Genomic DNA, 25,252 nt, shown 5'->3' on the forward strand with positions numbered 1-25,252 from the left:
GCGTTGAGATGGTAATGCCGGGCGACAACATCAAAATGGTTGTAACCCTGATCCACCCGATCGCGATGGACGATGGTCTGCGTTTCGCAATCCGTGAAGGCGGCCGTACTGTAGGTGCGGGCGTGGTAGCAAAAGTTATCGCTTAATCGCTGATAACATTTGACGCTACGCGCAAGAAAAGGGCATCATTTGATGCCCTTTTTGTACGCGCTCGAATCAGAACCTGGCTCATCAGTGATTTTTTCCTCATAATCATTGCTGAGACAGGCTCTGTAGATAGCGTTGAGTCCGAAATGCAATAAAGCTTTTCGGTTTGGTTGCCTCGCTCATGCGGGGCAAAAATGTTTGTCTGATTCTTGTAACGGGTTGGTTTATGAGTGCGAATACCGAAGCTCAAGGGAGCGGGCGCGGCCTGGAAGCGATGAAATGGGTTGCTGTTGCGCTACTGCTCATTGTGGCTATTGTAGGCAACTACCTCTATCGTGACATGATGCTGCCGCTGCGTGCGCTGGCCGTGGTGATTCTGATTGCTGCAGCGGGCGGTGTCGCGCTGTTAACGACGAAAGGTAAAGCAACCGTTGCTTTTGCCCGTGAAGCGAGAACTGAAGTCCGTAAAGTTATTTGGCCAACTCGCCAGGAAACACTGCACACCACATTGATCGTAGCTGCGGTTACTGCGGTTATGTCACTTATTTTGTGGGGCCTGGATGGTATTCTGGTTCGCCTCGTTTCCTTTATCACTGGCCTGAGGTTCTGAGATGTCTGAAGCTCCTAAAAAGCGCTGGTACGTCGTTCAGGCGTTTTCCGGTTTTGAAGGCCGCGTAGCAACATCGCTGCGCGAGCATATCAAATTACACAATATGGAAGAGTTGTTTGGTGAAGTCATGGTTCCGACCGAAGAAGTGGTCGAAATTCGTGGCGGCCAGCGTCGCAAAAGCGAACGTAAATTCTTCCCGGGCTACGTGCTGGTACAGATGGTCATGAACGACGCAAGCTGGCACCTGGTGCGCAGCGTACCGCGCGTGATGGGCTTCATCGGTGGTACTTCCGATCGTCCGGCGCCGATCAGCGACAAAGAAGTGGATGCTATCATGAACCGTCTTCAGCAGGTTGGTGATAAGCCGCGTCCGAAAACGCTGTTTGAACCGGGTGAGATGGTCCGTGTTAGTGATGGTCCGTTTGCTGACTTCAACGGTGTCGTTGAAGAAGTTGATTACGAGAAATCTCGTCTTAAAGTTTCTGTTTCAATCTTTGGTCGTGCGACCCCGGTTGAACTGGACTTTGCTCAGGTCGAAAAAGCCTAAGTATCGATCAAAAAGGCAGCGATTAAATCGTTGCACAAGGCGCGAAATTGGCATACAATTTCGCGCCTTTTGTTTTTATGGGCCTTGCCCGTAAAACGAATATTTATCACGGGGAGCCTTTTTTGAGGCGCTATTACCCAATCTGAGGATTTAAGAATGGCTAAGAAAGTCCAGGCCTACGTCAAGCTGCAGGTTGCAGCTGGCATGGCAAACCCGAGCCCACCGGTTGGTCCGGCTCTGGGTCAGCAGGGTGTTAACATCATGGAATTCTGTAAAGCGTTTAACGCAAAAACTGATTCCATGGAAAAAGGTCTGCCAATTCCGGTTGTTATCACCGTTTATGCCGACCGTTCTTTCACTTTCATTACCAAAACGCCTCCGGCAGCAGTTCTGCTGAAAAAAGCGGCTGGTATTAAGTCTGGTTCCGGTAAGCCGAACAAAGACAAAGTGGGCAAGATCTCCCGCGCTCAGCTGCAGGAAATCGCTCAGACTAAAGCCGCGGACATGACTGGTGCTGATATTGAAGCGATGACTCGCTCAATTGAAGGTACTGCACGTTCCATGGGCCTGGTAGTGGAGGATTAAGAAATGGCTAAACTGACCAAGCGCATGCGCGTGATCCGTGAAAAAGTTGATGCGACCAAACAGTACGACATCAACGAAGCCGTTGCTCTGCTGAAAGAGCTGGCCACTGCTAAATTCGTAGAAAGCGTAGACGTTGCCGTTAACCTCGGCATCGACGCACGTAAATCTGACCAGAACGTACGTGGTGCAACTGTACTGCCGCACGGTACTGGCCGTTCCGTTCGCGTAGCCGTATTTACCCAGGGTGCAAACGCTGAAGCTGCTAAAGCTGCAGGCGCTGAACTGGTAGGTATGGAAGATCTGGCTGACCAGATCAAAAAAGGCGAAATGAACTTCGACGTTGTTATTGCTTCCCCGGATGCAATGCGCGTTGTTGGTCAGCTGGGCCAGATCCTCGGTCCACGCGGCCTGATGCCAAACCCGAAAGTTGGTACTGTAACGCCTAACGTTGCTGAAGCGGTTAAGAACGCTAAAGCAGGCCAGGTTCGTTACCGTAACGACAAAAACGGCATCATCCACACCACCATCGGTAAAGTGGACTTTGACGCTGACAAACTGAAAGAAAACCTGGAAGCTCTGCTGGTTGCGCTGAAAAAAGCGAAACCGACTCAGGCTAAAGGCGTGTACATCAAGAAAGTTAGCATCTCCACCACCATGGGTGCAGGTGTTGCAGTTGACCAGGCTGGCCTGAGCGCTGCTGCAAACTAATGCCTTTACGTGGGCGGTGGATTTGTCTACAATTCTACCCCCACGATTCTGTTGAAAGATACAGACGCTATGCGAGTCATTTGAATTGCAGCAAGGCGGCAAGCGAGTGAATCGCCAGGAGCATAGTTAACTATATGACTGGCGTGAGCGAGAGCAGGCAACGCAGCAGCAGTTCAAAGGACGATGTCATAGAAAGAATTTGTTCGTTGGAGCCTGGCCTATCCAGGCCTCCGTCGAAGACCGCAGGTGTTTCGCAAGAAACTTAATCCCCTGCGTAGACGGTGACAGAACGCTAAGATTATTTCTGATACTCTGGCTTGTTTCTGCTCACCGTATTAAGACGCTCTTTCCGTTGGAATGAGTGAAGTGAGTTCCAGAACATTTTGTTCTGGCAAACATCCAGGAGCAAAGCTAATGGCTTTAAATCTTCAAGACAAACAAGCGATTGTTGCTGAAGTCAGCGAAGTAGCCAAAGGCGCGCTGTCTGCAGTAGTTGCGGATTCCCGTGGCGTTACTGTGGACAAAATGACCGAACTGCGTAAAGCAGGTCGCGAAGCCGGCGTATACATGCGTGTTGTTCGTAACACCCTGCTGCGCCGTGTTGTTGAAGGTACTCAATTCGAGTGCCTGAAAGACGCGTTCGTTGGTCCGACCCTGATTGCATACTCTATGGAACACCCGGGCGCTGCTGCTCGTCTGTTCAAAGATTTCGCGAAAGCGAATGCAAAATTTGAGGTCAAAGCTGCAGCCTTTGAAGGTGAATTGATCCCGGCATCGCAAATCGATCGCCTGGCAACTCTGCCGACCTACGAAGAAGCAATTGCACGCCTGATGGCAACCATGAAAGAAGCTTCGGCTGGCAAACTGGTTCGCACTCTGGCTGCTGTTCGCGATGCGAAAGAAGCTGCTTAATCGCAGTTATCTTTGTAAAGCATCTGCTTACGTATAAACTTATTCTGATTTTCAGGAACAATTTAAATGTCTATCACTAAAGATCAAATCATTGAAGCAGTATCCGCTATGTCTGTAATGGACGTTGTTGAGCTGATCTCTGCAATGGAAGAAAAATTCGGCGTTTCTGCTGCTGCTGCTGTAGCTGTAGCTGCTGGCCCGGCTGAAGCTGCTGAAGAAAAAACTGAATTCGACGTAATTCTGAAAGGCATCGGCGCTAACAAAGTTGCTGTTATCAAAGCAGTACGTGGCGCAACTGGCCTGGGTCTGAAAGAAGCTAAAGACCTGGTAGAATCTGCACCTGCTGCTCTGAAAGAAGGCATCAGCAAAGACGACGCCGAAGCACTGAAAAAATCCCTGGAAGAAGCTGGCGCTGAAGTTGAAGTTAAATAAGCCAACCTTTCCGGTTGCAGCTTGAGTAATCAGGCTGATGGCTGGTGACTTTTTAGTCACCAGCCTTTTTGCGCTGTAGGGTACCGGTAGCATTTCTCACTGTTTGACTACGGGTTACCTTTTCAATGTTTGTTTCTATCGATGACTTAATATACTGCGGCAGAGCGTCCGTTCTGTGTAAACCGCAATGAAATGATTTAAGCGTGATAGCAACAGATATTGCGGAAAGTTTTCTATTTTCCGATCAACAAAATGGTGTTGCATAAACTGTCCATTCGACGGACAGAGTGGGTCGACTTGTCAGCGAGCTGAGGAACCCTATGGTTTACTCCTATACCGAGAAAAAACGTATTCGTAAGGATTTTGGTAAACGTCCACAAGTTCTGGACATTCCATATCTCCTTTCTATCCAGCTTGACTCGTTCCAGAAGTTTATCGAGCAAGATCCTGAAGGGCAGTACGGTCTGGAAGCAGCTTTCCGCTCCGTGTTCCCAATCAAAAGCTATAGCGGTAATTCGGAGCTGCAGTATGTTAGCTACCGTCTGGGTGAGCCGGTATTTGACGTTAAAGAGTGTCAAATCCGTGGCGTAACTTATTCTGCACCGCTGCGCGTAAAACTGCGTCTGGTGATCTACGAACGTGAAGCGCCGGAAGGCACCGTTAAAGACATCAAAGAGCAGGAAGTCTACATGGGCGAAATTCCGCTCATGACCGACAATGGTACCTTTGTTATCAACGGTACTGAGCGTGTTATCGTTTCTCAGCTGCACCGTAGCCCTGGCGTCTTCTTTGACTCCGATAAAGGTAAAACCCACTCTTCGGGTAAAGTGCTCTATAACGCGCGCATCATTCCTTACCGTGGTTCCTGGCTGGACTTCGAGTTCGATCCGAAGGACAACCTGTTCGTACGTATCGACCGTCGCCGTAAATTGCCTGCGACCATCATTCTGCGTGCGCTGAACTACACCACTGAGCAGATCCTTGACCTGTTCTTTGAAAAAGTTGTTTTTGAAATCCGCGACAACAAGCTGCAAATGGAGCTGTTGCCGGAACGTCTGCGTGGCGAAACTGCCTCCTTCGATATCGAAGCAAATGGCAAAATCTACGTAGAAAAAGGTCGCCGTATCACTGCGCGCCATATTCGCCAGCTGGAAAAAGACGAGATTCAGCACATCGAAGTACCGGTTGAGTACATCGCAGGTAAAGTCGTTTCTAAAGACTATATCGACGAATCTACCGGCGAGCTGATCTGCCCGGCGAACATGGAACTGAGCCTGGATCTGCTGGCTAAACTGAGCCAGTCTGGTCATAAGCGTATTGAAACGCTGTTCACCAACGACCTGGATCACGGTGCTTACATTTCTGAAACTATCCGTGTCGACCCAACTAACGACCGTCTGAGCGCGCTGGTAGAAATCTACCGCATGATGCGCCCGGGTGAGCCGCCGACGCGTGAAGCTGCTGAAACCCTGTTTGAGAACCTGTTCTTCTCTGAAGACCGTTACGATCTCTCTGCTGTAGGTCGTATGAAGTTCAACCGTTCGCTGCTGCGTGACGAGATTGAAGGTTCCGGCATCCTCAGCAAAGACGACATCATTCAGGTTATGCGTAAGCTGATTGGTATCCGTAACGGTCAGGGCGAAGTCGATGATATCGACCACCTCGGCAACCGTCGTATCCGTTCCGTAGGCGAAATGGCGGAAAACCAGTTCCGCGTTGGCCTGGTACGTGTAGAGCGTGCGGTGAAAGAGCGTCTGTCCCTGGGCGATCTGGATACCCTGATGCCGCAGGATATGATCAACGCCAAGCCAATCTCTGCCGCAGTGAAAGAGTTCTTTGGTTCCAGCCAGCTGTCTCAGTTTATGGACCAGAACAACCCACTGTCTGAGATCACGCACAAACGTCGTATCTCTGCACTCGGCCCGGGCGGTCTGACCCGTGAGCGCGCAGGCTTTGAAGTTCGAGACGTACACCCGACCCACTACGGCCGCGTGTGTCCAATCGAAACGCCTGAAGGTCCGAACATCGGTCTTATCAACTCCCTGTCCGTGTACGCACAGACCAACGAATACGGTTTCCTTGAAACCCCGTATCGTAAAGTGACTGACGGTGTTGTTACTGACGAAATTCACTACCTGTCTGCTATCGAAGAAGGCAACTACGTTATCGCTCAGGCGAACTCCAACCTGGATGACGAAGGCCACTTTGTAGAAGACCTGGTGACCTGCCGTAGCAAAGGCGAATCCAGCTTGTTCAGCCGCGATCAGGTTGACTACATGGACGTTTCCACCCAACAGGTGGTATCCGTCGGTGCGTCTCTGATCCCGTTCCTGGAACACGATGACGCCAACCGTGCATTGATGGGTGCGAACATGCAACGTCAGGCGGTTCCTACTCTGCGCGCTGATAAGCCGCTGGTTGGTACCGGTATGGAACGTGCTGTTGCCGTTGACTCCGGTGTTACTGCGGTGGCTAAACGTGGCGGTCTGGTTCAGTACGTGGATGCATCCCGTATCGTTATCAAAGTTAACGAAGATGAGATGTACCCGGGCGAAGCAGGTATCGACATTTATAACCTGACCAAGTACACCCGTTCTAACCAGAACACCTGCATCAACCAGATGCCGTGCGTGTCCTTAGGTGAGCCAATTGAGCGCGGCGACGTGCTGGCTGATGGCCCGTCCACCGATTTGGGTGAACTGGCGCTCGGTCAGAACATGCGTGTAGCGTTCATGCCGTGGAATGGTTACAACTTCGAAGACTCCATCCTCGTATCCGAGCGTGTTGTTCAGGAAGACCGTTTCACCACCATCCATATTCAGGAACTGGCATGCGTGTCCCGTGACACCAAGCTGGGGCCAGAAGAGATCACCGCTGACATCCCGAACGTGGGTGAAGCTGCGCTCTCCAAACTGGATGAATCTGGTATCGTTTACATCGGTGCAGAAGTCACCGGCGGCGACATTCTGGTAGGTAAGGTAACGCCAAAAGGTGAAACCCAACTGACGCCAGAAGAGAAACTGCTGCGTGCTATCTTCGGTGAGAAAGCGTCTGACGTTAAAGACTCTTCTCTGCGTGTACCGAACGGTGTCTCTGGTACCGTTATCGACGTTCAGGTCTTCACCCGTGACGGCGTTGAGAAAGACAAACGTGCGCTGGAAATCGAAGAGATGCAGCTGAAGCAGGCGAAAAAAGACCTGTCTGAAGAACTGCAGATCCTCGAAGCTGGCCTGTTTGGTCGTATCTACGCGGTGCTGGTTGCAGGTGGTGTTGAAGCTGAGAAGCTCGACAAACTGCCGCGCGATCGCTGGCTGGAACTGGGCCTGACCGACGAAGAGAAACAGAATCAGCTGGAGCAGCTGGCTGAGCAGTATGACGAACTGAAACACGAGTTCGAGAAAAAACTCGAAGCGAAACGCCGCAAAATCACTCAGGGCGACGATCTGGCACCGGGCGTGCTGAAGATTGTCAAAGTGTATCTGGCCGTTAAACGTCAAATCCAGCCTGGTGACAAAATGGCAGGTCGTCACGGTAACAAGGGTGTTATCTCTAAGATCAACCCGATCGAAGATATGCCTCACGACGCTAACGGTACGCCGGTAGACATCGTGCTGAACCCGCTGGGTGTACCGTCTCGTATGAACATCGGTCAGATTCTGGAAACCCACCTGGGTATGGCTGCGAAAGGTATTGGCGATCAAATCAACGCCATGCTGAAGCAGCAGCAAGAAGTCGCGAAGCTGCGCGAGTTCATCCAGCGTGCCTACGATCTGGGTACCGACGTTCGTCAGAAAGTCGACCTGAATACCTTCAGCGATGAAGAAGTACTGCGTCTGGCTGAAAACCTGCGTAAGGGTATGCCTATCGCAACGCCAGTCTTCGATGGTGCGAAAGAGTCTGAAATCAAAGAGCTGTTACAACTGGGTGGCCTGCCGAGTTCCGGTCAGATCACACTGTTTGATGGCCGTACCGGTGAACAGTTCGAGCGTCAGGTAACCGTAGGTTACATGTACATGCTGAAACTGAACCACCTGGTTGATGACAAAATGCACGCGCGTTCTACCGGTTCTTATAGCCTGGTTACTCAGCAACCGCTGGGTGGTAAGGCGCAGTTCGGTGGTCAGCGCTTCGGGGAGATGGAAGTGTGGGCGCTGGAAGCATACGGCGCAGCATACACCCTGCAGGAAATGCTTACCGTTAAGTCTGATGACGTGAACGGTCGTACCAAGATGTATAAAAACATCGTGGACGGCAACCATCAGATGGAACCGGGTATGCCAGAGTCCTTCAACGTACTGTTGAAAGAGATTCGTTCGCTGGGTATCAACATCGAGCTGGAAGACGAGTAACTCTCGCTCAAACAGGTCACTGGTGCCGGGGTAACACCCGGCGCCAGATTGTGCTAACTCCGACGGGAGCAAATCCGTGAAAGACTTATTAAAGTTTCTGAAAGCGCAAACTAAAACCGAAGAGTTTGATGCGATCAAAATTGCTCTGGCCTCGCCAGACATGATCCGTTCATGGTCTTTCGGTGAAGTTAAGAAGCCGGAAACCATCAACTACCGTACGTTCAAACCTGAACGTGACGGCCTTTTCTGTGCGCGTATTTTCGGGCCAGTAAAAGATTACGAGTGCCTGTGCGGTAAGTACAAGCGCCTGAAACACCGCGGTGTGATCTGTGAGAAGTGCGGCGTTGAAGTGACCCAGACTAAAGTGCGCCGTGAGCGTATGGGTCACATCGAGCTGGCGTCTCCGACTGCTCATATCTGGTTCCTGAAATCTCTGCCGTCCCGTATCGGCCTGCTGCTGGATATGCCGCTGCGCGATATCGAACGTGTGCTGTACTTCGAATCCTATGTGGTTATCGAAGGCGGGATGACGAACCTGGAACGTAACCAGATTCTGACCGAAGAACAGTATCTGGACGCCCTGGAAGAGTTCGGTGACGAATTCGACGCCAAAATGGGTGCGGAAGCTATCCAGGCCCTGCTGAAAAGCATGGATCTGGAGCAGGAGTGCGAACAGCTGCGTGAAGAGCTGAACGAAACCAACTCCGAAACCAAGCGTAAAAAGCTGACCAAGCGTATCAAGCTGCTGGAAGCGTTCGTTCAGTCTGGTAACAAACCAGAGTGGATGATCCTGACCGTTCTGCCGGTTCTGCCGCCAGATCTGCGTCCGCTGGTTCCGCTGGATGGTGGTCGTTTCGCAACGTCCGATCTTAACGATCTGTATCGTCGCGTGATTAACCGTAACAACCGTCTGAAACGTCTGCTGGATCTGGCGGCGCCGGACATCATCGTACGTAACGAAAAACGTATGCTGCAGGAAGCGGTAGATGCCCTGCTGGATAACGGCCGTCGCGGTCGTGCCATCACCGGCTCTAACAAACGTCCTCTGAAATCTTTGGCCGACATGATCAAAGGTAAACAGGGTCGTTTCCGTCAGAACCTGCTCGGTAAGCGTGTTGACTACTCCGGTCGTTCTGTTATCACCGTAGGTCCATACCTGCGTCTGCATCAGTGCGGTCTGCCGAAGAAAATGGCACTGGAGCTGTTCAAACCGTTCATCTACGGCAAGCTGGAACTGCGTGGCCTCGCCACCACCATCAAAGCCGCGAAGAAAATGGTTGAGCGTGAAGAAGCTGTCGTTTGGGATATCCTGGACGAAGTTATCCGCGAACACCCGGTACTGCTGAACCGTGCACCAACTCTGCACCGTTTGGGTATTCAGGCATTTGAACCGGTACTGATCGAAGGTAAAGCAATTCAGCTGCACCCGCTGGTTTGTGCGGCTTATAACGCCGACTTCGATGGTGACCAGATGGCTGTTCACGTACCGCTGACGCTGGAAGCCCAGCTGGAAGCGCGTGCGCTGATGATGTCTACCAACAACATCCTGTCTCCAGCGAACGGCGAGCCAATCATCGTTCCGTCTCAGGACGTTGTACTGGGTCTGTACTACATGACCCGTGACTGTGTTAACGCCAAAGGCGAAGGCATGGTGCTGACTGGACCGAAAGAAGCTGAGCGTATTTACCGCGCTGGCCTGGCCTCTCTGCATGCGCGCGTTAAAGTGCGTATCACTGAATACGAAAAAGATGAAAACGGTAAGTTTGTTGCGAAAACCAGCCTGAAAGACACGACCGTTGGCCGTGCGATTCTGTGGATGATCGTACCTAAAGGTCTGCCGTTCACTATCGTGAACCAGGCACTGGGTAAGAAAGCTATCTCCAAGATGCTGAACACCTGCTACCGTATTCTGGGGCTGAAACCGACCGTTATTTTTGCGGACCAGACGATGTACACCGGCTTTGCTTACGCAGCGCGTTCAGGTGCATCCGTTGGTATTGATGACATGGTCATCCCGGAGAAAAAACACGAGATCATCTCTGAAGCAGAAGCTGAAGTTGCTGAGATCCAGGAGCAGTTCCAGTCTGGTCTGGTAACGGCGGGCGAACGCTATAACAAAGTTATCGATATCTGGGCCGCGGCGAACGATCGTGTATCCAAAGCGATGATGGACAACCTGCAGACTGAAACGGTAATCAACCGTGAAGGTAAAGAAGAGCAGCAGGTTTCCTTCAACAGCATCTACATGATGGCCGACTCCGGTGCGCGTGGTTCTGCAGCACAGATTCGTCAGCTGGCAGGTATGCGTGGTCTGATGGCGAAGCCAGATGGCTCCATCATCGAAACGCCAATCACCGCGAACTTCCGTGAAGGTCTGAACGTACTCCAGTACTTCATCTCCACGCACGGTGCGCGTAAAGGTCTGGCGGATACCGCGCTGAAAACCGCGAACTCCGGTTATCTGACCCGTCGTCTGGTTGACGTTGCGCAGGATCTGGTAGTCACTGAAGACGATTGTGGCACCCTCGAAGGTATCACCATGACCCCGGTTATCGAGGGTGGTGATGTTAAAGAGCCGCTGCGCGATCGCGTTCTGGGTCGTGTGACTGCTGAAGACATTCTGAAGCCGGGCACTGCAGACATTCTGGTTCCGCGTAACACGCTGCTGCATGAGCAGTGGTGTGACCTGCTGGAAGCAAACTCTGTTGACTCCGTGAAAGTTCGCTCCGTTGTATCCTGTGACACCGACTTTGGTGTATGTGCGCACTGCTATGGTCGTGACCTGGCGCGTGGCCACATCATCAACAAAGGTGAAGCTATCGGCGTTATCGCGGCACAGTCCATCGGTGAGCCGGGTACACAGCTGACGATGCGTACGTTCCACATCGGTGGTGCGGCATCTCGTGCGGCTGCTGAATCCAGCATCCAGGTGAAAAACAAAGGTAGCATCCGTCTGAGCAATGCGAAGTCGGTTGTGAACTCCAGCGGTAAGCTGGTAGTGACTTCACGTAACACCGAGCTGAAACTGATCGACGAATTCGGCCGTACTAAAGAGAGCTATAAAGTCCCTTACGGTGCAGTCATGGCTAAAGGTGATGGTGAGCAGGTTGCAGGCGGCGAAACCGTAGCAAACTGGGATCCGCACACCATGCCGGTTATCACTGAAGTGGCGGGCTTTATTCGCTTCACCGATATGATCGACGGCCAGACGATTACTCGTCAGACCGACGAACTGACCGGTCTCTCCTCGCTGGTGGTTCTGGATTCTGCAGAACGTACCGCAGGTGGTAAAGACCTGCGTCCGGCACTGAAAATTGTTGATGCTAACGGCAACGACGTTCTGATCCCTGGCACTGATATGCCAGCGCAGTACTTCCTGCCAGGTAAAGCGATTGTTCAGCTGGAAGATGGCGTACAGATCAGTTCCGGTGACACCCTGGCGCGTATTCCTCAGGAATCCGGCGGTACCAAGGACATCACCGGTGGTCTGCCACGCGTTGCGGATCTGTTCGAAGCACGTCGTCCGAAAGAGCCGGCAATTCTGGCGGAAATCAGCGGCATCATCTCCTTCGGTAAAGAGACCAAAGGGAAGCGTCGTCTGGTAATTACCCCGCTGGATGGTAGCGATCCATACGAAGAGATGATTCCGAAATGGCGTCAGCTCAACGTGTTTGAAGGTGAACGTGTAGAACGTGGTGATGTGGTTTCCGACGGTCCGGAAGCTCCGCACGACATTCTGCGTCTTCGTGGTGTTCACGCGGTTACCCGCTATATCACTAACGAAGTACAGGATGTTTACCGTCTGCAAGGCGTTAAGATTAACGATAAGCACATCGAAGTTATCGTTCGTCAGATGCTGCGTAAAGCGACCATCGAAAATGCAGGTAGCTCCGACTTCCTGGAAGGCGAGCAGGTTGAATACTCCCGCGTCAAGATTGCAAACCGCGATCTGGAAGCGAACGGCAAAATCGGTGCGACCTTCGCACGCGACCTGCTGGGTATCACCAAAGCGTCTCTGGCAACCGAGTCCTTCATTTCTGCGGCATCGTTCCAGGAAACGACTCGCGTTCTGACCGAAGCCGCCGTTGCGGGCAAACGCGACGAACTGCGTGGTCTGAAAGAGAACGTTATCGTGGGTCGTCTGATCCCGGCTGGTACAGGTTATGCGTACCATCAGGATCGTATGCGCCGTCGCGCAGCGGGCGAACTGCCTGCCGCACCGCAGGTAACTGCAGAAGATGCATCTGCCAGCCTGGCAGAGCTCCTGAACGCAGGCCTGGGCGGTTCTGATAACGAGTAATCGTTGCTGATACGCTAAGTAAGCTAAGCTGCACCCCAAAGGTTGGATACCAACTGAGTAAGGTGCAGTTTTTTTTTGACTTTTTTCTTCTCCTTCTTCTCACCTGCCGCTGCTGATCTCCCTCTCTTTTTGAAAATAAGTAAAATCTCAGATCAATTAAAATGAAATAGTGTTTTAGTTGTGTTCGTCACAATTTCTTTTGTGCCTTTTGTTAAAATACCCACCGTTGTCAGGGTAAAGCCTGACCGTTTTCTGTCTTCAGTGTGAGGTTTGAACGCGGCGTTAAAATAACGTGTTGAATAGCGTGATTCCGACTGGCTTATTTTTGTCAGGGTAGCGCTATGTTCAAATAAAAGAAAACCATTCGATGGTTTCAGAAATAATAAAAACGACTACGAGATTTTATTTCTCGCAGGCTTCTGCATCTTTAATTTACTGAAATGCTAACTAAAAACATAAAGACTTATCGGCTACTAATCATTAATTATGGTGGAAAGGGTTTACTATGGATTACGTAATAAAAGTACTTGGCACACCCGCAATTATTATCGCCTTTATTGCGTTTTTAGGTCTGGCATTACAAAAAAGTAGTATGACGAATATCATTAAAGGCACACTACTGGCATTTATAGGCTTTGTCCTTATTAAGACCGGTGGCAGTATCCTGGGCGGGGTGCTAACCATGTTTAGCGACCTTTTTACCAATGCCTTTGGCCTTCGCGGCGTGGTGCCAAGCAACGAAGCAATCATGGCGTTGACGATTGATAAACTCGGCCGACCCGCAGCCTTTATACTGTTTTTCGCCATGATAATTAATATTCTCATGGCACGTTATACACGCTTTAAGGCTATCTATTTATCGTTGCATTTGATTGTTTTCATGTCTTTTTCAGTAACCGCTGCGCTTGTTGGTCTGGGATATAGTGAACAGTTTGCTATTATTTTTGGCTCACTGGTCATTGGCTGCTATATGGCGATTTTCCCAACGTTATTATCGCGCTTTAGCCGTAAAATTATTGGGCATAATGATTACTGTATCGCTCATGCCGCTTCCAGTTCCTATCTTATCGGTTCCTACCTGGGAAAATGGCTGGGCAATACGTCAACAAACGTTGAAGAGGTTAAGGTTAGCGATAAATTCAGTTTTCTGAAAAACGCTGACGTTGCCACATTTATTACTATGTTCTGCCTGCTGGGCATTTCCTCAATATTCGCAGAGGCCGCTTACCTCGACAAAATGCTTGCCGGCAAACCTTACCTGGTGTGGCTGTTAGAAAAATCGGCAACCTTTGCGGGTGGCTTATATATCGCCAAGAAAGGGGTAGCCATGTTCACTGAGGAGATTGTCCCTGCATTCAAAGGCTTTTCACAAGTCGTCGCACCGGGCTCCATTCCGGCAGTGGATCCGATGGTGCTTTTCGATAAGTCACCCAACGCGGTACTGATCGGTTTCCTTGTCAGCTTTTCGGCGGAACTGGTCTGCGTTGCCTTGTTCCCGATGATTGGCCTGCCAATTATTATTCCGGGGATTATGGCAAGCTTCATCACCGGCGGTAGTGCAGCGATTTTTGGTAATGCGACCGGCGGGCTCCGGGGCGCGATTATCGCCAGTTTCGTCAACGGACTTTTGCTTTGTGTTCTGCCCGCTCTGGTGCTGCCGCTGTTCAGTCATCTTGGCGTGGACAGCGTTACCTTCGCGGACCCGGATTTCACCTTCCTGTCCGCTATCATTAAATATACGTTTGGCCTGGCCCATTAATATTGTTGCAGGTCTGACTGGCAGACCTGCAGTTCCTGTTTTAACGAGGTGTCATGATGTTCGTTTATAAAGAAGAGACGGTACTGGAAGATCTGGGAAACGGCGTTACTCGCCGAATTCTGGCTCACGGTGGCGGTATGATGGCGGTGGAGGTTAACTTTACCGAAGGCGCTGTCGGGCCAATGCATCATCATCCACATGAACAGCTAACCTATGTATTATCGGGACGCTTCAGCTTTACGATTGACGGCGTGACGAAGGAAGTGAGCGCGGGCGATACGCTGTACAAGAAGCCCGACGTGGTCCACGGATGTGTTTGCCTGGAAGCGGGCACGCTGTTAGACACCTTCACGCCGCAGCGAGAAGATTTTTTGTCTTAAATGAATGTACAAAAAGAACCCGCTTTGGCGGGTTTTTGCACATCTGGCACTAAAAAAGACCTCGATCGCGTTTCAGGACGCAGTGATGACGAGCTGGTGTTAGAAAACATGGGTGTTAACTCAACAGGAATTGCACCCATGTCCCGATACGTTATCTCTCTTCTTCTGGCCTTGTTTTTCTGCTCTTCCGTTTATGCGGAGGTGGGCTTTCATCAGCTTCAACTTAATAAAGACAGTGAGCGCATGCTCGATGTTGCCCTCTGGTATCCCACTCACGATCGCGGCAAACCCGAACAGGTCGGTGAAAATATTGCCTTTAGTGGAATACCTGCATTGCGAAATGCCAGACCGACGACGCCACTGCATCCCCTTTTACTGATCTCTCATGGCTACGGTGGCAATTGGCGAAACCTTAACTGGCTGGCACACGATATGGCATCCCAGGGCTATATTGTGGCCGCCGTCGATCACCCCGGCACGACCACCCGCAATAAAAAAGAACGCGACGCGCAACAGTTATGGGAGCGACCGCAGGATCTGGTGGCGGTGTTGAATTTTCTGACGGACTCCCCGCGCATTGCCGGATCGGTTGATCCTGAGCGTATTGCGGCTATTGGTCATTCGCTGGGGGGCTGGACAGTCATGGAGCTGGCCGGTGCGCAATTTTCCGCGCGTCGTTTTTTAGACGATTGCAAAACCCATCAGGCGTTAGGTGCCTGCAAACTCACGCATGTTCTGGGTCTTGATAAACCGGAATCGGCAGCAACGCTTTCCAGAAGTCAGCGTGAGCCGCGTATTAAAGCCGTCGTCTCTCTGGATTTAGGACTCGCAAGGGGCTTTACGCCAGAGAGCCTTGCGCAGATAAACCTGCCAGTTCTGGTGATGGGCGCGCAGGCCGACAGCGATGATGTACCTGCTAAGCTGGAGTCTGGCTATCTCTTTGATTCACTCCCGGCAGCGCGCCGCCAGTATGTCAGCGTGACAGGGGCGACCCATTTCAGTTTTATGCAAAGGTGCATGCCGGGTGCGGAGGCCTTAATCGAAGCGCAAGAACCTGGTGAAGGCATCGTCTGTCGCGATGGCGGTAGCCTGAGCCGGTCTGCTATCCACAAGGTGCTGTCATCACAAATCAGTCAGTTTTTAAATCAGTCTCTGCGTTACTCGCCGCCGTCCGGCGAAAATCGGTCGGGCTCATCCCACTGATACGTACAAATTCGCGGTTGAAATTGGATTTCGTGGCGAAGCCGGCCTCCAGCATGACCTGAGTGACCGGCGCCTGCGAGCTCAGCAGCAAATGCTGCGCATACCTGATGCGAAAGCCGTTTATCCACTGCGAGACATTACAGTCGTGGGTTCGGTTAATGGCCCGGGATATCTGCCTTGCCGGTATACCGGTTTTTCGTGCCAGCGACTGCAAGGTAAGATCGCAGTCGAGAAAGAGTTCACGTTCAGCCAGCGTCTTTTCTAACCGTTGGCAAAGCTGCTGATCCTCGGGGGCCGCAACGTCTGGCTCCGAGGGTTCTGGCAGCTCACTGGCAGATATCGGTATGATTTTTCGTCCGCTAAACAAAATAGCGAGGCAGATAAAAGGCAACAAAATCCCCTGGGAAATCGCGACCAGCAGTGGCGCATGCCGTCCGCTGAACTGGCTAAAATCCCAGGCGATGGCTAAATCCGTCAGACTGGAAAAACAGAGAAAGCCTCCTGCGGCAAATGCCATCATCGAGGTCGTCGGTGAATCGCTAAGCCGGATTAACGCAAAGGCATCAGCACCTGACCAACCTGTTCTGAGCAGCGCTATACCATAGCCCAGATAAAGCATGACCAGCGCCCCATCCGTTGCGTCTGGCCAGCCAAGGTTCACCAGCAGCGCGAGGGTTGGCGGGATGACAGAAGTTGTGATATGCCATGTTTTTTTATGCAGGGTGAGATCGGTAAAACAGCGCCACACCAATGGGGGAAACAATATGGCAAACAGTGACTGAAGCTGGCGGAAAATAACCGCATCAAACGCCCAGCGCAGCGCTGACATCATGACGAGCAGCGCACAACCTGCAATGAAGTACATCACCCCACGTGATTTCTCACCCGGCTGCAGGCAAACTTTAGCGAGCAGGATAAGCAGGATAAAAAGCGTAACGATCGGAAAGGGGAGTGAGGGCATAGGCAACCTGGTTCTGGTATCTGGCGTCAGAAAGAATGCCATTGTTGTGCCATAAGTGAAGGGAAAAAACACGCCACCAGATAGCGCGTTGACAGGCGTAAAAAAGCAAAATGCCCGCGTTAACGGGCATCCTGCATGACTGACTGGGACGTTATTCCTGGTTCACGGGCGGCAGACGGCGGTAAAGTTCAATCATATCTCCCGCCAAATCCTGGATGACCATTGCATTCATCAGGTGATCCTGCGAGTGGACGGTAATCAGATTGACCGGTAATTTGCCGGTTCCTTCATCAAGACCGATAAGTTGGGTCTGGATCTTATGCGCATTTTTCACAAACTCATGGGATTCTACCATCGCCTGTTCTGCCCCGGTAAAGTCACCCTTACGCGCAAGTTGTAATGCCGTCAGCGCCTGGCTACGTGCTGCGCCAGCATTGACGAGAAGCTCCATAATGATGGTTTCTAAATCTTCCACGCGCTTACTCCATCAGCTTGAGGGCTTTTTCCAGAACGACATCACCTTTCATCATGCCGTAATCCATCATGTCGATAACGGCGACTTTTTTGCCTAACGGATCGGCCTGCGCCTGCAGTTTGGCCTGTTCATACTTCACCTGCGGCCCAAGCAGTACAATGTCTGCCGTGGCGATGTTGTCTTTGAACTCCGCGACGGGCACCGCCTTGATGGTTACTTCAACCCCTTTTTTCTGCGCTGCGTCTTTCATGCGTTGAACCAGCATGCTGGTGGACATTCCCGCAGCACAGCATAAAACGATGTTTTTCATAGTCAGCCTCGATGTGGATGGGATAACTGATAATTATCCCGCGCGCTACCGACAACAACTGCATTACCATGAATGTGTGTATAGCATCACAAACATTCACCCTGCTGTCTGAAACCGGTTACAGTCAGGTTGACGAATGGGGTGAAACCGACTCACGACGAATCACTATCCGATTTTTACCCTGCTGTTTGGCCTGATATAACGCATCGTCGACGCCAGTGATGAGCTGCTCAAGGGATTCTGATTGCCACTCCCCTAAGCCTGCGCTGAACGTCACCGATAATCCTTTTTCACGCCAGTCACGCTTTTCAACGTTTATACGCCATTGCTCCATGAGCGGCTGGGCCTGGGCAAGCGTAGCCCCGGGGAAGAGTACGGCAAACTCTTCTCCACCGTAGCGATAGAGGGAGATCTGTCTCGGTTGCAGTACATGTAATCCTTCGCGGGCCACGCTGCGCAGCACAATATCGCCGCTCAAATGTCCCCAGGTATCGTTAATGGATTTAAAGTTATCAATATCCACCATTGCCAGTATGAAGGGCTCGTAATTTTTCATTAATGCTGCAATATCATTGTCGAACGCCCGACGGTTTTTGCAGTTTGTCAGGGCATCCATCGTTGCCTGTCTGACCCATGCTTGTTCCCGCTCCTTATTACTTCTGATGGCCCTGGTCAGCATCGCTTCCAGTCTCGGGGTCTGCTGCACATCACCCGTCTTAATCGCATTGAGAATGTTGAGCAGAACCGTGCGCGAGGCATAGTGCAAATACAGGCCAAAAAGAATGACCACGATCGCCGCCGCGCCAAAGCCCCAACTGACCACCACGGTTTCATTGCGCAACAGGTTTTCCAGCGTCTTGCCAGGCACGATATAAACAGCAAACCAGTCCGGATTCGTCAGCGAACTGTAATAAAGCCAGGTATTTCGTGTTTCGTCATGAAACATGCCCTCACCGCTGTTCATTTCTGCCATGCGCCCCTGCTGAGAAAAGGCGTGAAAAAGCACGCCTGTATCGGGATGCAACATGACGTGCCCGCTGCGATCCACAATAAAAAACTCTCCTTGCACCGGCGATTGCATGGTTCTTAACCCGTAGCTAAGGGAAGCCAGATCCAGGTGAAAGGCCAGCGTACCTTTGAGCAGGCCTTCTGGCGAAACAACAGGCTTATACACTGTGACGGTCGGGTGATGAGTGAAGAAGTCATCATAGATAGGCGTGTATTGAGTAAAGACGGAGGTTTCGGCCTGGTGAACAAACCAGGGGCGCGTTTTCGTGTCATAGCGTCTGCTTTCTTCATTATCGAAAACCACCGGCGCGCGCAGATAATGCCCCTGTGGGTCGGCAAGCGAAATTGAAGAGACGGAAGGCATTAACCTTAGCAACTGCATCAGGGTCTGCAGACCTTCAGGTGACGCCAGATTCACGGCATCATCGAGCCGGTTATAACGGGAAAAGTAAGACGTAGCCTGATTGAGGATAAAATCGTTCCCCTTAAAAACGGCTTCAGTATAGTTAGCGGCGATATTGTGGGTGAAGGTTTGATTCACTCGGTGATAGTTATCAATGATGTTTTTTCTCTGACTTACGATGACCAGTACGGCAACGATCAGCAGACAGAGAAAGATGCCGGTAAAGCTCACCAGAACGGGCGTCGTGAGCGAAAGTTTTCGGCTGTGCATAGTCGTTATCTTCAGTAGCGTTAGACAGGGATCCGGGAAAGTATAGGCAAGCGTGGCGTGAAAAATGCACTGGCTTCCTGGTGCTTGATTGTTTATAACACTGGATTGTGCCGCATTTTACAGTATCAATGTCTGGTATTTTGCGTATTAAGCCAATTTATTGTCTGATATAAGTCAAAGAGTTGGTGGAATGGCGTAATCAGAGGGAGGGCGGGGTGGCTGGGACTGTAGCGCCACCCCGGTCAGCGTCCGTTGCTGACCTGAGTAGCGTAAATAGCGGGGGAAGAGAATGCCACGCCCCGTATACCGATTAGTCGGGATGCCTCGTAAACATTCAGCGAGTTACTGCAACGGGTGGGCAGTTTTGCGGCGCACGCCCCAGCCAACTGTCCCAGTCTTTCCAGACGGGTTGCAGCCCTCTCTCCTTAAGTGCCAGAGCCACCTCCTCCGGACGTCGGGCGTCGTGGGGTGAAAACTGCTCCAGTTCAGGATGGTTATCTGCATAGCCACCCGGCTGTGTTTTCGAAAACGCGCTGACATTATTGATAGCCAGTGGAATAACATTATCGCGAAACCACGGCGATTCACGGGTTGAGAGCGACAATTCGGTGTCTGGCGAAAACAGGCGGAAAGCACAAATGGTTTGCACCAGCTGCCGCTCGTCCATTATTGATGCGGGTTCAACGCCGCCGGTACAGGGGCGCAGGCGTGGGAAGGAAATGGAGTAACGGCTTTGCCAGTAGTGCTGCTGCAGCCAGAGCAGATGCTCGGCCATCATGTAGCAATCCGCTCTCCAGCTGTCGGAAAGGCCGATCAGGGCACCCAGGCCAATTTTGTCGATGCCAGCCTGCCCGAGCCGGTCAGGTGTTTCAAGTCGCCAGAAAAAATCCTGCTTTTTTCCTTTAAGATGATGACGGGCATACTGCGTCTCGTGCCAGGTTTCCTGATAGACCATCACGCCATCCAGCCCGAGCGTTTTCAGTTCCGCATATTCCCCGACAGACATCGGCTGCACTTCCATCTGTAACGAAGCAAACTGAGGGCGGATAGCAGGCAGGTGACGACGGAAGTAATCCATCCCCACTTTACCCTGATGCTCTCCGGTCACCAGCAGCAGGTGCGCAAAGCCCATCTCACGTATGGCGGCGCACTCGCGGGCAATCTCCGATTCCTCCAGCGTTTTGCGCTTAATACGGTTGCTCATGGAAAAACCGCAATAAGTGCAGTCATTGGCGCAAAGGTTGGAGAGATACAGCGGGACGTAAAAGCTTACCGTGTTGCCAAAACGCTGGCGGGTAAGGCGCTGTGCTTTCTGCGCTAAAGGCTCCAGGTATGCGCTGGCGGCCGGAGAGAGCAGGGCCATTAAATCTTCCCGGCTGACCTGCGACGCCTCTAATGCCCGCTCTACATCAGCGGGCGTCTTGCTGTTGATGCGAAGCCGGATATCATCCCAGTCCAGCGTCCGCCAGCGGTCAGTAAAGGTTTTCATGCATGGGTCTCCAGAAAGCCGGTCAACGGGCTGGTGGCGCTGGCATAGTGGCTGCGACAGCCAGGAACAGCCTGCCGAGCGAGTACTCCCGCTTCTACGGCGAGACGAAACGCCTGCGCCATCTGCACCGGATCCGCTGCCACGGCGATGGCAGTATTGATCAGTACCGCGCTGGCCCCCATCTCCAGGGCCTGGGTGGCGTGACTGGGTACGCCGATCCCGGCATCCACGACGACCGGTACCGTGGCTTGCTCAATAATGATGTTCAGCATGGCGCGCGTTTCCAGCCCCTGATTGGAACCAATCGGGGCGTCGAGCGGCATCACCGCCGCACAGCCCACTTCCTCAAGGCGTTTACATAGCACCGGGTCAGCGCCGCAGTAGGGCAGTACCACGAACCCCTGTTTTACCAGAGCTTCTGCGGCTTTCAGTGTTTCAATGGGATCTGGTAATAGCCAGCGGGCATCAGGGTGAATTTCCAGTTTAAGCCAGGTAGTGCCCAGCGCTTCGCGCGCCAGTTGGGCGGCAAAAATAGCCTCTTCCGCCGTTTTTGCCCCGGATGTGTTGGGCAGAAGGGTGATGCCGGCGGCAACCAGCGGAGCCAGAATGTCATCACTCTGCTGGCGCAGGTCAACCCGCTTCATGGCAAGCGTAACCAGCTGGCTTCCTGATGCCCGAATGGCGTCGATCATCACCGAGGAAGAGGCAAATTTCCCGGTTCCAGTGAAAAGGTGTGAATCAAAGGTTTTATCCGCTATGCGTAACATCTCAGCCCCCTGCGATGACCTGAAAAAGCAGGATCTGGTCGCCATCCTGCACATGATGCTGGTCCCACTGCTCCCGCGGCAGGATCTGCTGATTAAGCGCCAGCGCGGCGCCTGGTTTGAGCTGACCGAGCTGGGTCAGTAGCGCCGTTACGGTCAGCGTACCGGTAAGCGCGACAGGTGAGTCATTGAAGAGAATCTGCATGGAGACCTCCACAAACCGGGCAGTGACTGGCGCGATGTAGCGTCAGATTCCGCCAGGCATGGGTTCGGGCATCAAACAGACGCAACTCACCGTGGAGGGAGGGCATTCCGCTCAGCAATTTGATGGCTTCCAGCGCCTGCAACGTTCCCATCACCCCTACCACTGGCCCAAGTACTCCCGCGGTCCGACAGTTACGTCCGGGTTCACGATCATCCGGCCATAAGCAGCGGTAACAGCCGTGAGTCCAGGGAGGCGTTAATACCATGAGTTGGCCGCCAAAGCCGACGGCACTGGCGGTAATCAGCGGCGTGCCGGTGTTGACGCAGGCGGCATTGATGGCCTGGCGGGTCGCCATATTGTCGGTGCAATCCAGCACCACATCGGCATGTTTAACCGCATGAAGGAGAGCATCCCCGGCCAGCCGCTGCTCCAGGGCGATGAGCGTAATGTCCGGGTTAAGCCGTTCTAATCGCTGTTTTGTCACCTGCGATTTTGACCGGGCGATATCGTCGGTAGTAAAGACAATTTGCCGCTGCAGGTTGCTCAGATGTACGTCGTCGTCATCCGCCAGTACCAGGGTGCCAACGCCCGCGCCAGCCAGATAGAGGGCGGCCGGGGAACCTAAACCCCCCAGACCGATAATCAGCACCCGACTGGCGAGCAGTTTTTGCTGGCCCTCAATGGCAATATCTTCCAACAGCATCTGGCGGCTGTAGCGCATAAAGTCGCGGTCATTCATCGCCGGTCCCCGCCATGTTCAGTAACAGCGCCGTGGCTTCGCGCCAGTCAGGCGCCTGAGCGAACGCGCTGACGACCGCAATGCTGCCGACGCCCGTTTTCAGAACAGCAGGCGCACGCTCAAGGCTGATACCGCCGATGGCCACCGTAGGGTAGTCCGCCAGCCGTGAAATATGCCGCGCCAGCTGTTCCAGACCCTGTGGCGCAGAAGGCATCTGCTTGGTTTGCGTCGGGAAGACGTGTCCCAGCGCGATGTAGGATGGGCGCGCCGCCAGCGCCACGTCGATCTCCATATCATCATGCGTGGAGACGCCCAGCCGTAATCCGGCCTGCTGAATGGCTTTCAGATCGGTGGTTTCCAGATCTTCCTGACCAAGGTGAACGCCGTAGGCCTGGTGTTTCACCGCCAGCCGCCAGTAGTCGTTGATAAACAGGCGGGCCTGGTAACGGCGCCCCAGCGCAATGGCGGCAACCACCTCGGCCTCGACCTCGTCATCGCGTTTATCTTTGATACGTAACTGAAGCGTGCGCACACCTGCCTCCAGCAGGCGCGCTATCCACTCGACGCTGTCCACCACCGGGTAGAGCCCCAGTCGAAAGGGAACGGGGGGGAAATCGGGCTGGTACATTATACCTCCTCTTTTTTGAGGTAGATTTCGCCGCCGCTGGCGCGGAAATTTTCTGACATGTTCGCCATCCCCACGTCGATGGCTTGCGCGGCCGCGTAGTCACGCACCTCCTGGCTGATTTTCATTGAACAGAATTTAGGCCCGCACATGGAGCAGAAGTGCGCGACTTTGCCGGACTCCTGCGGCAGCGTTTCGTCGTGGTAGGCGCGGGCGGTGAACGGGTCGAGCGCCAGGTTGAACTGGTCTTCCCAGCGGAACTCGAAGCGCGCTTTCGACATGGCGTTGTCGCGGATTTGCGCCCCCGGATGCCCTTTCGCCAGGTCCGCCGCATGGGCGGCAATTTTGTAGGTAATCAGCCCCTGCTTCACATCCTCTTTGTTCGGCAGGCCGAGATGCTCTTTCGGGGTGACGTAGCAGAGCATGGCACAGCCGAACCAGCCAATCATCGCCGCGCCAATGCCGGAGGTGAAGTGGTCGTAACCCGGCGCGATATCGGTCGTGAGCGGCCCTAAGGTGTAGAACGGCGCTTCGTGGCAGTGCTCCAGCTCTTCAGTCATGTTGCGGCGGATCATCTGCATCGGCACGTGGCCCGGACCTTCAATCATCACCTGCACGTCATACTCCCAGGCGATTTTGGTCAGTTCGCCCAGCGTATGCAGTTCGGCAAACTGCGCTTCATCGTTAGCATCCTGAATCGATCCCGGACGCAGACCGTCGCCGAGTGAGAGCGACACGTCATAGGCGGCACAGATTTCGCAGATCTCGCGGAAGTGTTCATAGAGAAAGTTTTCCTGATGGTGGGACAGGCACCACTTCGCCATAATCGAACCGCCGCGCGAGACGATGCCGGTCAGGCGTTTGGCGGTCATCGGCACGTAGCGCAGCAGCACACCAGCGTGAATGGTGAAGTAGTCGACGCCCTGTTCGGCCTGCTCCAGCAGGGTGTCGCGGAAGGCTTCCCAGCTGAGGTTTTCCGCAATACCGTTGACCTTCTCCAGCGCCTGGTAGATGGGCACCGTACCGATCGGTACCGGGCTGTTACGCAGGATCCACTCGCGGGTTTCGTGGATATAGCGGCCGGTAGAGAGATCCATCACCGTATCTGCCCCCCAGCGCGTCGACCAGACCAGCTTTTCCACTTCTTCTTCAATGGAAGAGGTGACCGCCGAGTTGCCGATGTTGGCGTTAACCTTTACCAGGAAGTTGCGGCCAATGATCATCGGCTCCGACTCCGGGTGGTTGATGTTGGCGGGGATAATCGCCCGTCCGGCGGCCACCTCTTTACGCACGAATTCCGGGGTGATGTTCTCCGGCAGCCGGGCACCGAACCCTTCGCCCGGATGCTGATGACGTAACACCTCGCTGCGAATGCGCTCGCGGCCCATGTTTTCGCGGATGGCGATGAATTCCATTTCTGGCGTCACGATCCCCTGGCGCGCATAGTGCAGTTGGGTTACGCATTTGCCTGCTCTGGCACGCTTTGGCGTCAGCAGACCGGTAAAACGCAGTTCGTCCAGGCCGTCGTCGGCCAGACGTTCTTTGGTATAAGCGGAGCTGCGGTTTGCCAGCTCTTCGCAGTCGTTACGCGCATCAATCCACGGCTGGCGCAGCTTCGCCAGTCCCTGCTGAACGTTGATAGTAATGTTCGGGTCGCCGTACGGGCCGGACGTGTCGTAGACCGGAACAGCCTCGTTTTCCTCGTACTGCGGCTCCGCTTTGCTGCCGCCGATAAGCGTCGGGCTGAGCTGGATTTCACGCATCGGAACATGGATATCCGGTCGTGAACCGGTAAGGTAGATGCGTGTTGAGTTGGGGAAGGCGGTTCCTTCCAGCGTATCAATAAAGTGCTGCGCCTGGGCGCGTTGTTCACGACGGGTCAGTTTAGTAGTGGCAGACATAGCGCATTCCAAAAGTTAAGGACATGGCTTGTCAGACGACGGATGGAGTAATGGATGTGCACCGCCCGTGAAGGCAGCAGCATAAAGCTGAATTACTCTTGTTCCCTTCGCAGGTATTAGCCTGATCAGGTTCCGCGGATCCCGAATTAACGGTCTCAGCCTTTTTCACT

General features: G+C 53.0%; 21 protein-coding genes and 1 pseudogene. 12 read left to right on the forward strand and 10 right to left on the reverse strand.

The window, feature by feature from the left end; all coding sequences use genetic code 11:
* From tuf to KXR87_RS21165, 12 genes and pseudogenes are all read left to right on the forward strand, one after another.
* Window positions 1-146: pseudogene (tuf, locus tag KXR87_RS21110) on the forward strand (elongation factor Tu); the annotation flags it as partial.
* A 227-nt stretch (window positions 147-373) separates the two neighbouring features.
* Window positions 374-757, forward strand: a complete 384-nt coding sequence (secE, locus tag KXR87_RS21115; protein WP_437434176.1) for a preprotein translocase subunit SecE — start codon at window positions 374-376, stop codon at window positions 755-757.
* Between the two features lies 1 nt (window position 758).
* Window positions 759-1,304: a transcription termination/antitermination protein NusG gene (nusG, locus tag KXR87_RS21120; protein WP_002438628.1), complete on the forward strand. Its 546-nt coding sequence runs from the start codon at window positions 759-761 to the stop codon at window positions 1,302-1,304.
* Window positions 1,305-1,460: 156 nt separating this feature from the next.
* A complete protein-coding gene (gene rplK / locus KXR87_RS21125; protein WP_058914236.1) occupies window positions 1,461-1,889 on the forward strand; it encodes a 50S ribosomal protein L11 in 429 nt (142 codons plus the stop codon).
* A 3-nt stretch (window positions 1,890-1,892) separates the two neighbouring features.
* Window positions 1,893-2,597: a 50S ribosomal protein L1 gene (gene rplA / locus KXR87_RS21130; RefSeq protein ID WP_437434177.1), complete on the forward strand. Its 705-nt coding sequence runs from the start codon at window positions 1,893-1,895 to the stop codon at window positions 2,595-2,597.
* A 414-nt stretch (window positions 2,598-3,011) separates the two neighbouring features.
* Window positions 3,012-3,509: a 50S ribosomal protein L10 gene (gene rplJ / locus KXR87_RS21135; RefSeq protein WP_007704673.1), complete on the forward strand. Its 498-nt coding sequence runs from the start codon at window positions 3,012-3,014 to the stop codon at window positions 3,507-3,509.
* Between the two features lie 66 nt (window positions 3,510-3,575).
* Window positions 3,576-3,941 (forward strand): 50S ribosomal protein L7/L12, encoded by a 366-nt coding sequence (gene rplL / locus KXR87_RS21140; protein ID WP_437434178.1) that lies wholly within the window; start codon window positions 3,576-3,578, stop codon window positions 3,939-3,941.
* Between the two features lie 320 nt (window positions 3,942-4,261).
* On the forward strand, window positions 4,262-8,290 hold the full coding sequence (gene rpoB / locus KXR87_RS21145) for a DNA-directed RNA polymerase subunit beta (protein WP_437434179.1): 4,029 nt from the start codon (window positions 4,262-4,264) through the stop codon (window positions 8,288-8,290).
* Window positions 8,291-8,366: 76 nt separating this feature from the next.
* The gene (gene rpoC, locus KXR87_RS21150; RefSeq protein WP_437434180.1) at window positions 8,367-12,590 is read left to right on the forward strand and encodes a DNA-directed RNA polymerase subunit beta'; all 4,224 of its coding nucleotides are present in this window, start codon (window positions 8,367-8,369) and stop codon (window positions 12,588-12,590) included.
* A gap of 505 nt (window positions 12,591-13,095) precedes the next feature.
* On the forward strand, window positions 13,096-14,349 hold the full coding sequence (locus tag KXR87_RS21155; RefSeq protein WP_437434181.1) for a PTS ascorbate transporter subunit IIC: 1,254 nt from the start codon (window positions 13,096-13,098) through the stop codon (window positions 14,347-14,349).
* Between the two features lie 56 nt (window positions 14,350-14,405).
* Entirely contained in the window at window positions 14,406-14,729 is a 324-nt protein-coding gene (locus KXR87_RS21160) for a cupin domain-containing protein (protein WP_437434201.1), read from the forward strand.
* Window positions 14,730-14,867: 138 nt separating this feature from the next.
* Window positions 14,868-15,932, forward strand: a complete 1,065-nt coding sequence (locus KXR87_RS21165) for an alpha/beta hydrolase family protein (RefSeq protein ID WP_437434182.1) — start codon at window positions 14,868-14,870, stop codon at window positions 15,930-15,932.
* On the opposite strand, the gene KXR87_RS21170 is transcribed toward KXR87_RS21165, so the two are convergent.
* The 10 genes from KXR87_RS21170 to thiC all read right to left on the reverse strand — a co-directional run bounded on the left by KXR87_RS21170 (window position 15,859) and on the right by thiC (window position 25,082).
* Window positions 15,859-16,893, reverse strand: coding sequence for a helix-turn-helix domain-containing protein (locus KXR87_RS21170; protein WP_437434183.1), 1,035 nt, complete (start codon window positions 16,891-16,893; stop codon window positions 15,859-15,861). The genes KXR87_RS21165 and KXR87_RS21170 overlap by 74 nt on opposite strands.
* A 151-nt stretch (window positions 16,894-17,044) precedes the next feature.
* Complete coding sequence (locus KXR87_RS21175; protein ID WP_437434184.1) at window positions 17,045-17,368, reverse strand: PTS lactose/cellobiose transporter subunit IIA; 324 nt, start codon at window positions 17,366-17,368, stop codon at window positions 17,045-17,047.
* Window positions 17,369-17,372: 4 nt separating this feature from the next.
* Window positions 17,373-17,678, reverse strand: coding sequence for a PTS sugar transporter subunit IIB (locus KXR87_RS21180; protein WP_437434185.1), 306 nt, complete (start codon window positions 17,676-17,678; stop codon window positions 17,373-17,375).
* Window positions 17,679-17,802: 124 nt separating this feature from the next.
* Entirely contained in the window at window positions 17,803-19,359 is a 1,557-nt protein-coding gene (locus KXR87_RS21185) for a sensor domain-containing diguanylate cyclase (RefSeq protein ID WP_437434186.1), read from the reverse strand.
* Window positions 19,360-19,693: 334 nt separating this feature from the next.
* Entirely contained in the window at window positions 19,694-20,848 is a 1,155-nt protein-coding gene (thiH, locus tag KXR87_RS21190; RefSeq protein ID WP_437434187.1) for a 2-iminoacetate synthase ThiH, read from the reverse strand.
* Entirely contained in the window at window positions 20,845-21,615 is a 771-nt protein-coding gene (gene thiG / locus KXR87_RS21195) for a thiazole synthase (RefSeq protein ID WP_437434188.1), read from the reverse strand. Before thiG ends, thiH begins: the two co-directional genes overlap by 4 nt.
* Window position 21,616: 1 nt before the next feature.
* A complete protein-coding gene (gene thiS / locus KXR87_RS21200; protein ID WP_437434189.1) occupies window positions 21,617-21,817 on the reverse strand; it encodes a sulfur carrier protein ThiS in 201 nt (66 codons plus the stop codon).
* Window positions 21,798-22,556, reverse strand: coding sequence for a HesA/MoeB/ThiF family protein (locus tag KXR87_RS21205; protein WP_437434190.1), 759 nt, complete (start codon window positions 22,554-22,556; stop codon window positions 21,798-21,800). Before KXR87_RS21205 ends, thiS begins: the two co-directional genes overlap by 20 nt.
* Window positions 22,549-23,184 carry a thiamine phosphate synthase gene (gene thiE / locus KXR87_RS21210; protein ID WP_437434191.1) on the reverse strand — a complete coding sequence of 212 codons (636 nt, stop codon included), beginning with the start codon at window positions 23,182-23,184 and terminating at the stop codon, window positions 22,549-22,551. The genes KXR87_RS21205 and thiE overlap by 8 nt, the downstream gene beginning before the upstream one ends.
* On the reverse strand, window positions 23,184-25,082 hold the full coding sequence (gene thiC, locus KXR87_RS21215; protein WP_437434192.1) for a phosphomethylpyrimidine synthase ThiC: 1,899 nt from the start codon (window positions 25,080-25,082) through the stop codon (window positions 23,184-23,186). The genes thiE and thiC overlap by 1 nt, the downstream gene beginning before the upstream one ends.
* Between the last annotated feature and the right edge of the window lie 170 nt (window positions 25,083-25,252).

Source organism: Yokenella regensburgei (assembly GCF_051486985.1).
GTDB lineage: Bacteria > Pseudomonadota > Gammaproteobacteria > Enterobacterales > Enterobacteriaceae > CBFFRJ01.

What these genes read in the sequence shown, in the direction of transcription:
- secE (WP_437434176.1), top strand. Translation starts at nt 374, where the DNA reads ATGAGTGCGAATACCGAAGCTCAAGGGAGCGGGCGCGGCCTGGAAGCG.
- nusG (WP_002438628.1), top strand. Translation starts at nt 759, where the DNA reads ATGTCTGAAGCTCCTAAAAAGCGCTGGTACGTCGTTCAGGCGTTTTCC.
- rplK (WP_058914236.1), top strand. Translation starts at nt 1,461, where the DNA reads ATGGCTAAGAAAGTCCAGGCCTACGTCAAGCTGCAGGTTGCAGCTGGC.
- rplA (WP_437434177.1), top strand. Translation starts at nt 1,893, where the DNA reads ATGGCTAAACTGACCAAGCGCATGCGCGTGATCCGTGAAAAAGTTGAT.
- rplJ (WP_007704673.1), top strand. Translation starts at nt 3,012, where the DNA reads ATGGCTTTAAATCTTCAAGACAAACAAGCGATTGTTGCTGAAGTCAGC.
- rplL (WP_437434178.1), top strand. Translation starts at nt 3,576, where the DNA reads ATGTCTATCACTAAAGATCAAATCATTGAAGCAGTATCCGCTATGTCT.
- rpoB (WP_437434179.1), top strand. Translation starts at nt 4,262, where the DNA reads ATGGTTTACTCCTATACCGAGAAAAAACGTATTCGTAAGGATTTTGGT.
- KXR87_RS21155 (WP_437434181.1), top strand. Translation starts at nt 13,096, where the DNA reads ATGGATTACGTAATAAAAGTACTTGGCACACCCGCAATTATTATCGCC.
- KXR87_RS21160 (WP_437434201.1), top strand. Translation starts at nt 14,406, where the DNA reads ATGTTCGTTTATAAAGAAGAGACGGTACTGGAAGATCTGGGAAACGGC.
- KXR87_RS21165 (WP_437434182.1), top strand. Translation starts at nt 14,868, where the DNA reads ATGTCCCGATACGTTATCTCTCTTCTTCTGGCCTTGTTTTTCTGCTCT.
- KXR87_RS21170 (WP_437434183.1), bottom strand. Translation starts at nt 16,893, where the DNA reads ATGCCCTCACTCCCCTTTCCGATCGTTACGCTTTTTATCCTGCTTATC.
- KXR87_RS21180 (WP_437434185.1), bottom strand. Translation starts at nt 17,678, where the DNA reads ATGAAAAACATCGTTTTATGCTGTGCTGCGGGAATGTCCACCAGCATG.
- KXR87_RS21185 (WP_437434186.1), bottom strand. Translation starts at nt 19,359, where the DNA reads ATGCACAGCCGAAAACTTTCGCTCACGACGCCCGTTCTGGTGAGCTTT.
- thiH (WP_437434187.1), bottom strand. Translation starts at nt 20,848, where the DNA reads ATGAAAACCTTTACTGACCGCTGGCGGACGCTGGACTGGGATGATATC.
- thiG (WP_437434188.1), bottom strand. Translation starts at nt 21,615, where the DNA reads ATGTTACGCATAGCGGATAAAACCTTTGATTCACACCTTTTCACTGGA.
- thiS (WP_437434189.1), bottom strand. Translation starts at nt 21,817, where the DNA reads ATGCAGATTCTCTTCAATGACTCACCTGTCGCGCTTACCGGTACGCTG.
- KXR87_RS21205 (WP_437434190.1), bottom strand. Translation starts at nt 22,556, where the DNA reads ATGAATGACCGCGACTTTATGCGCTACAGCCGCCAGATGCTGTTGGAA.
- thiE (WP_437434191.1), bottom strand. Translation starts at nt 23,184, where the DNA reads ATGTACCAGCCCGATTTCCCCCCCGTTCCCTTTCGACTGGGGCTCTAC.
- thiC (WP_437434192.1), bottom strand. Translation starts at nt 25,082, where the DNA reads ATGTCTGCCACTACTAAACTGACCCGTCGTGAACAACGCGCCCAGGCG.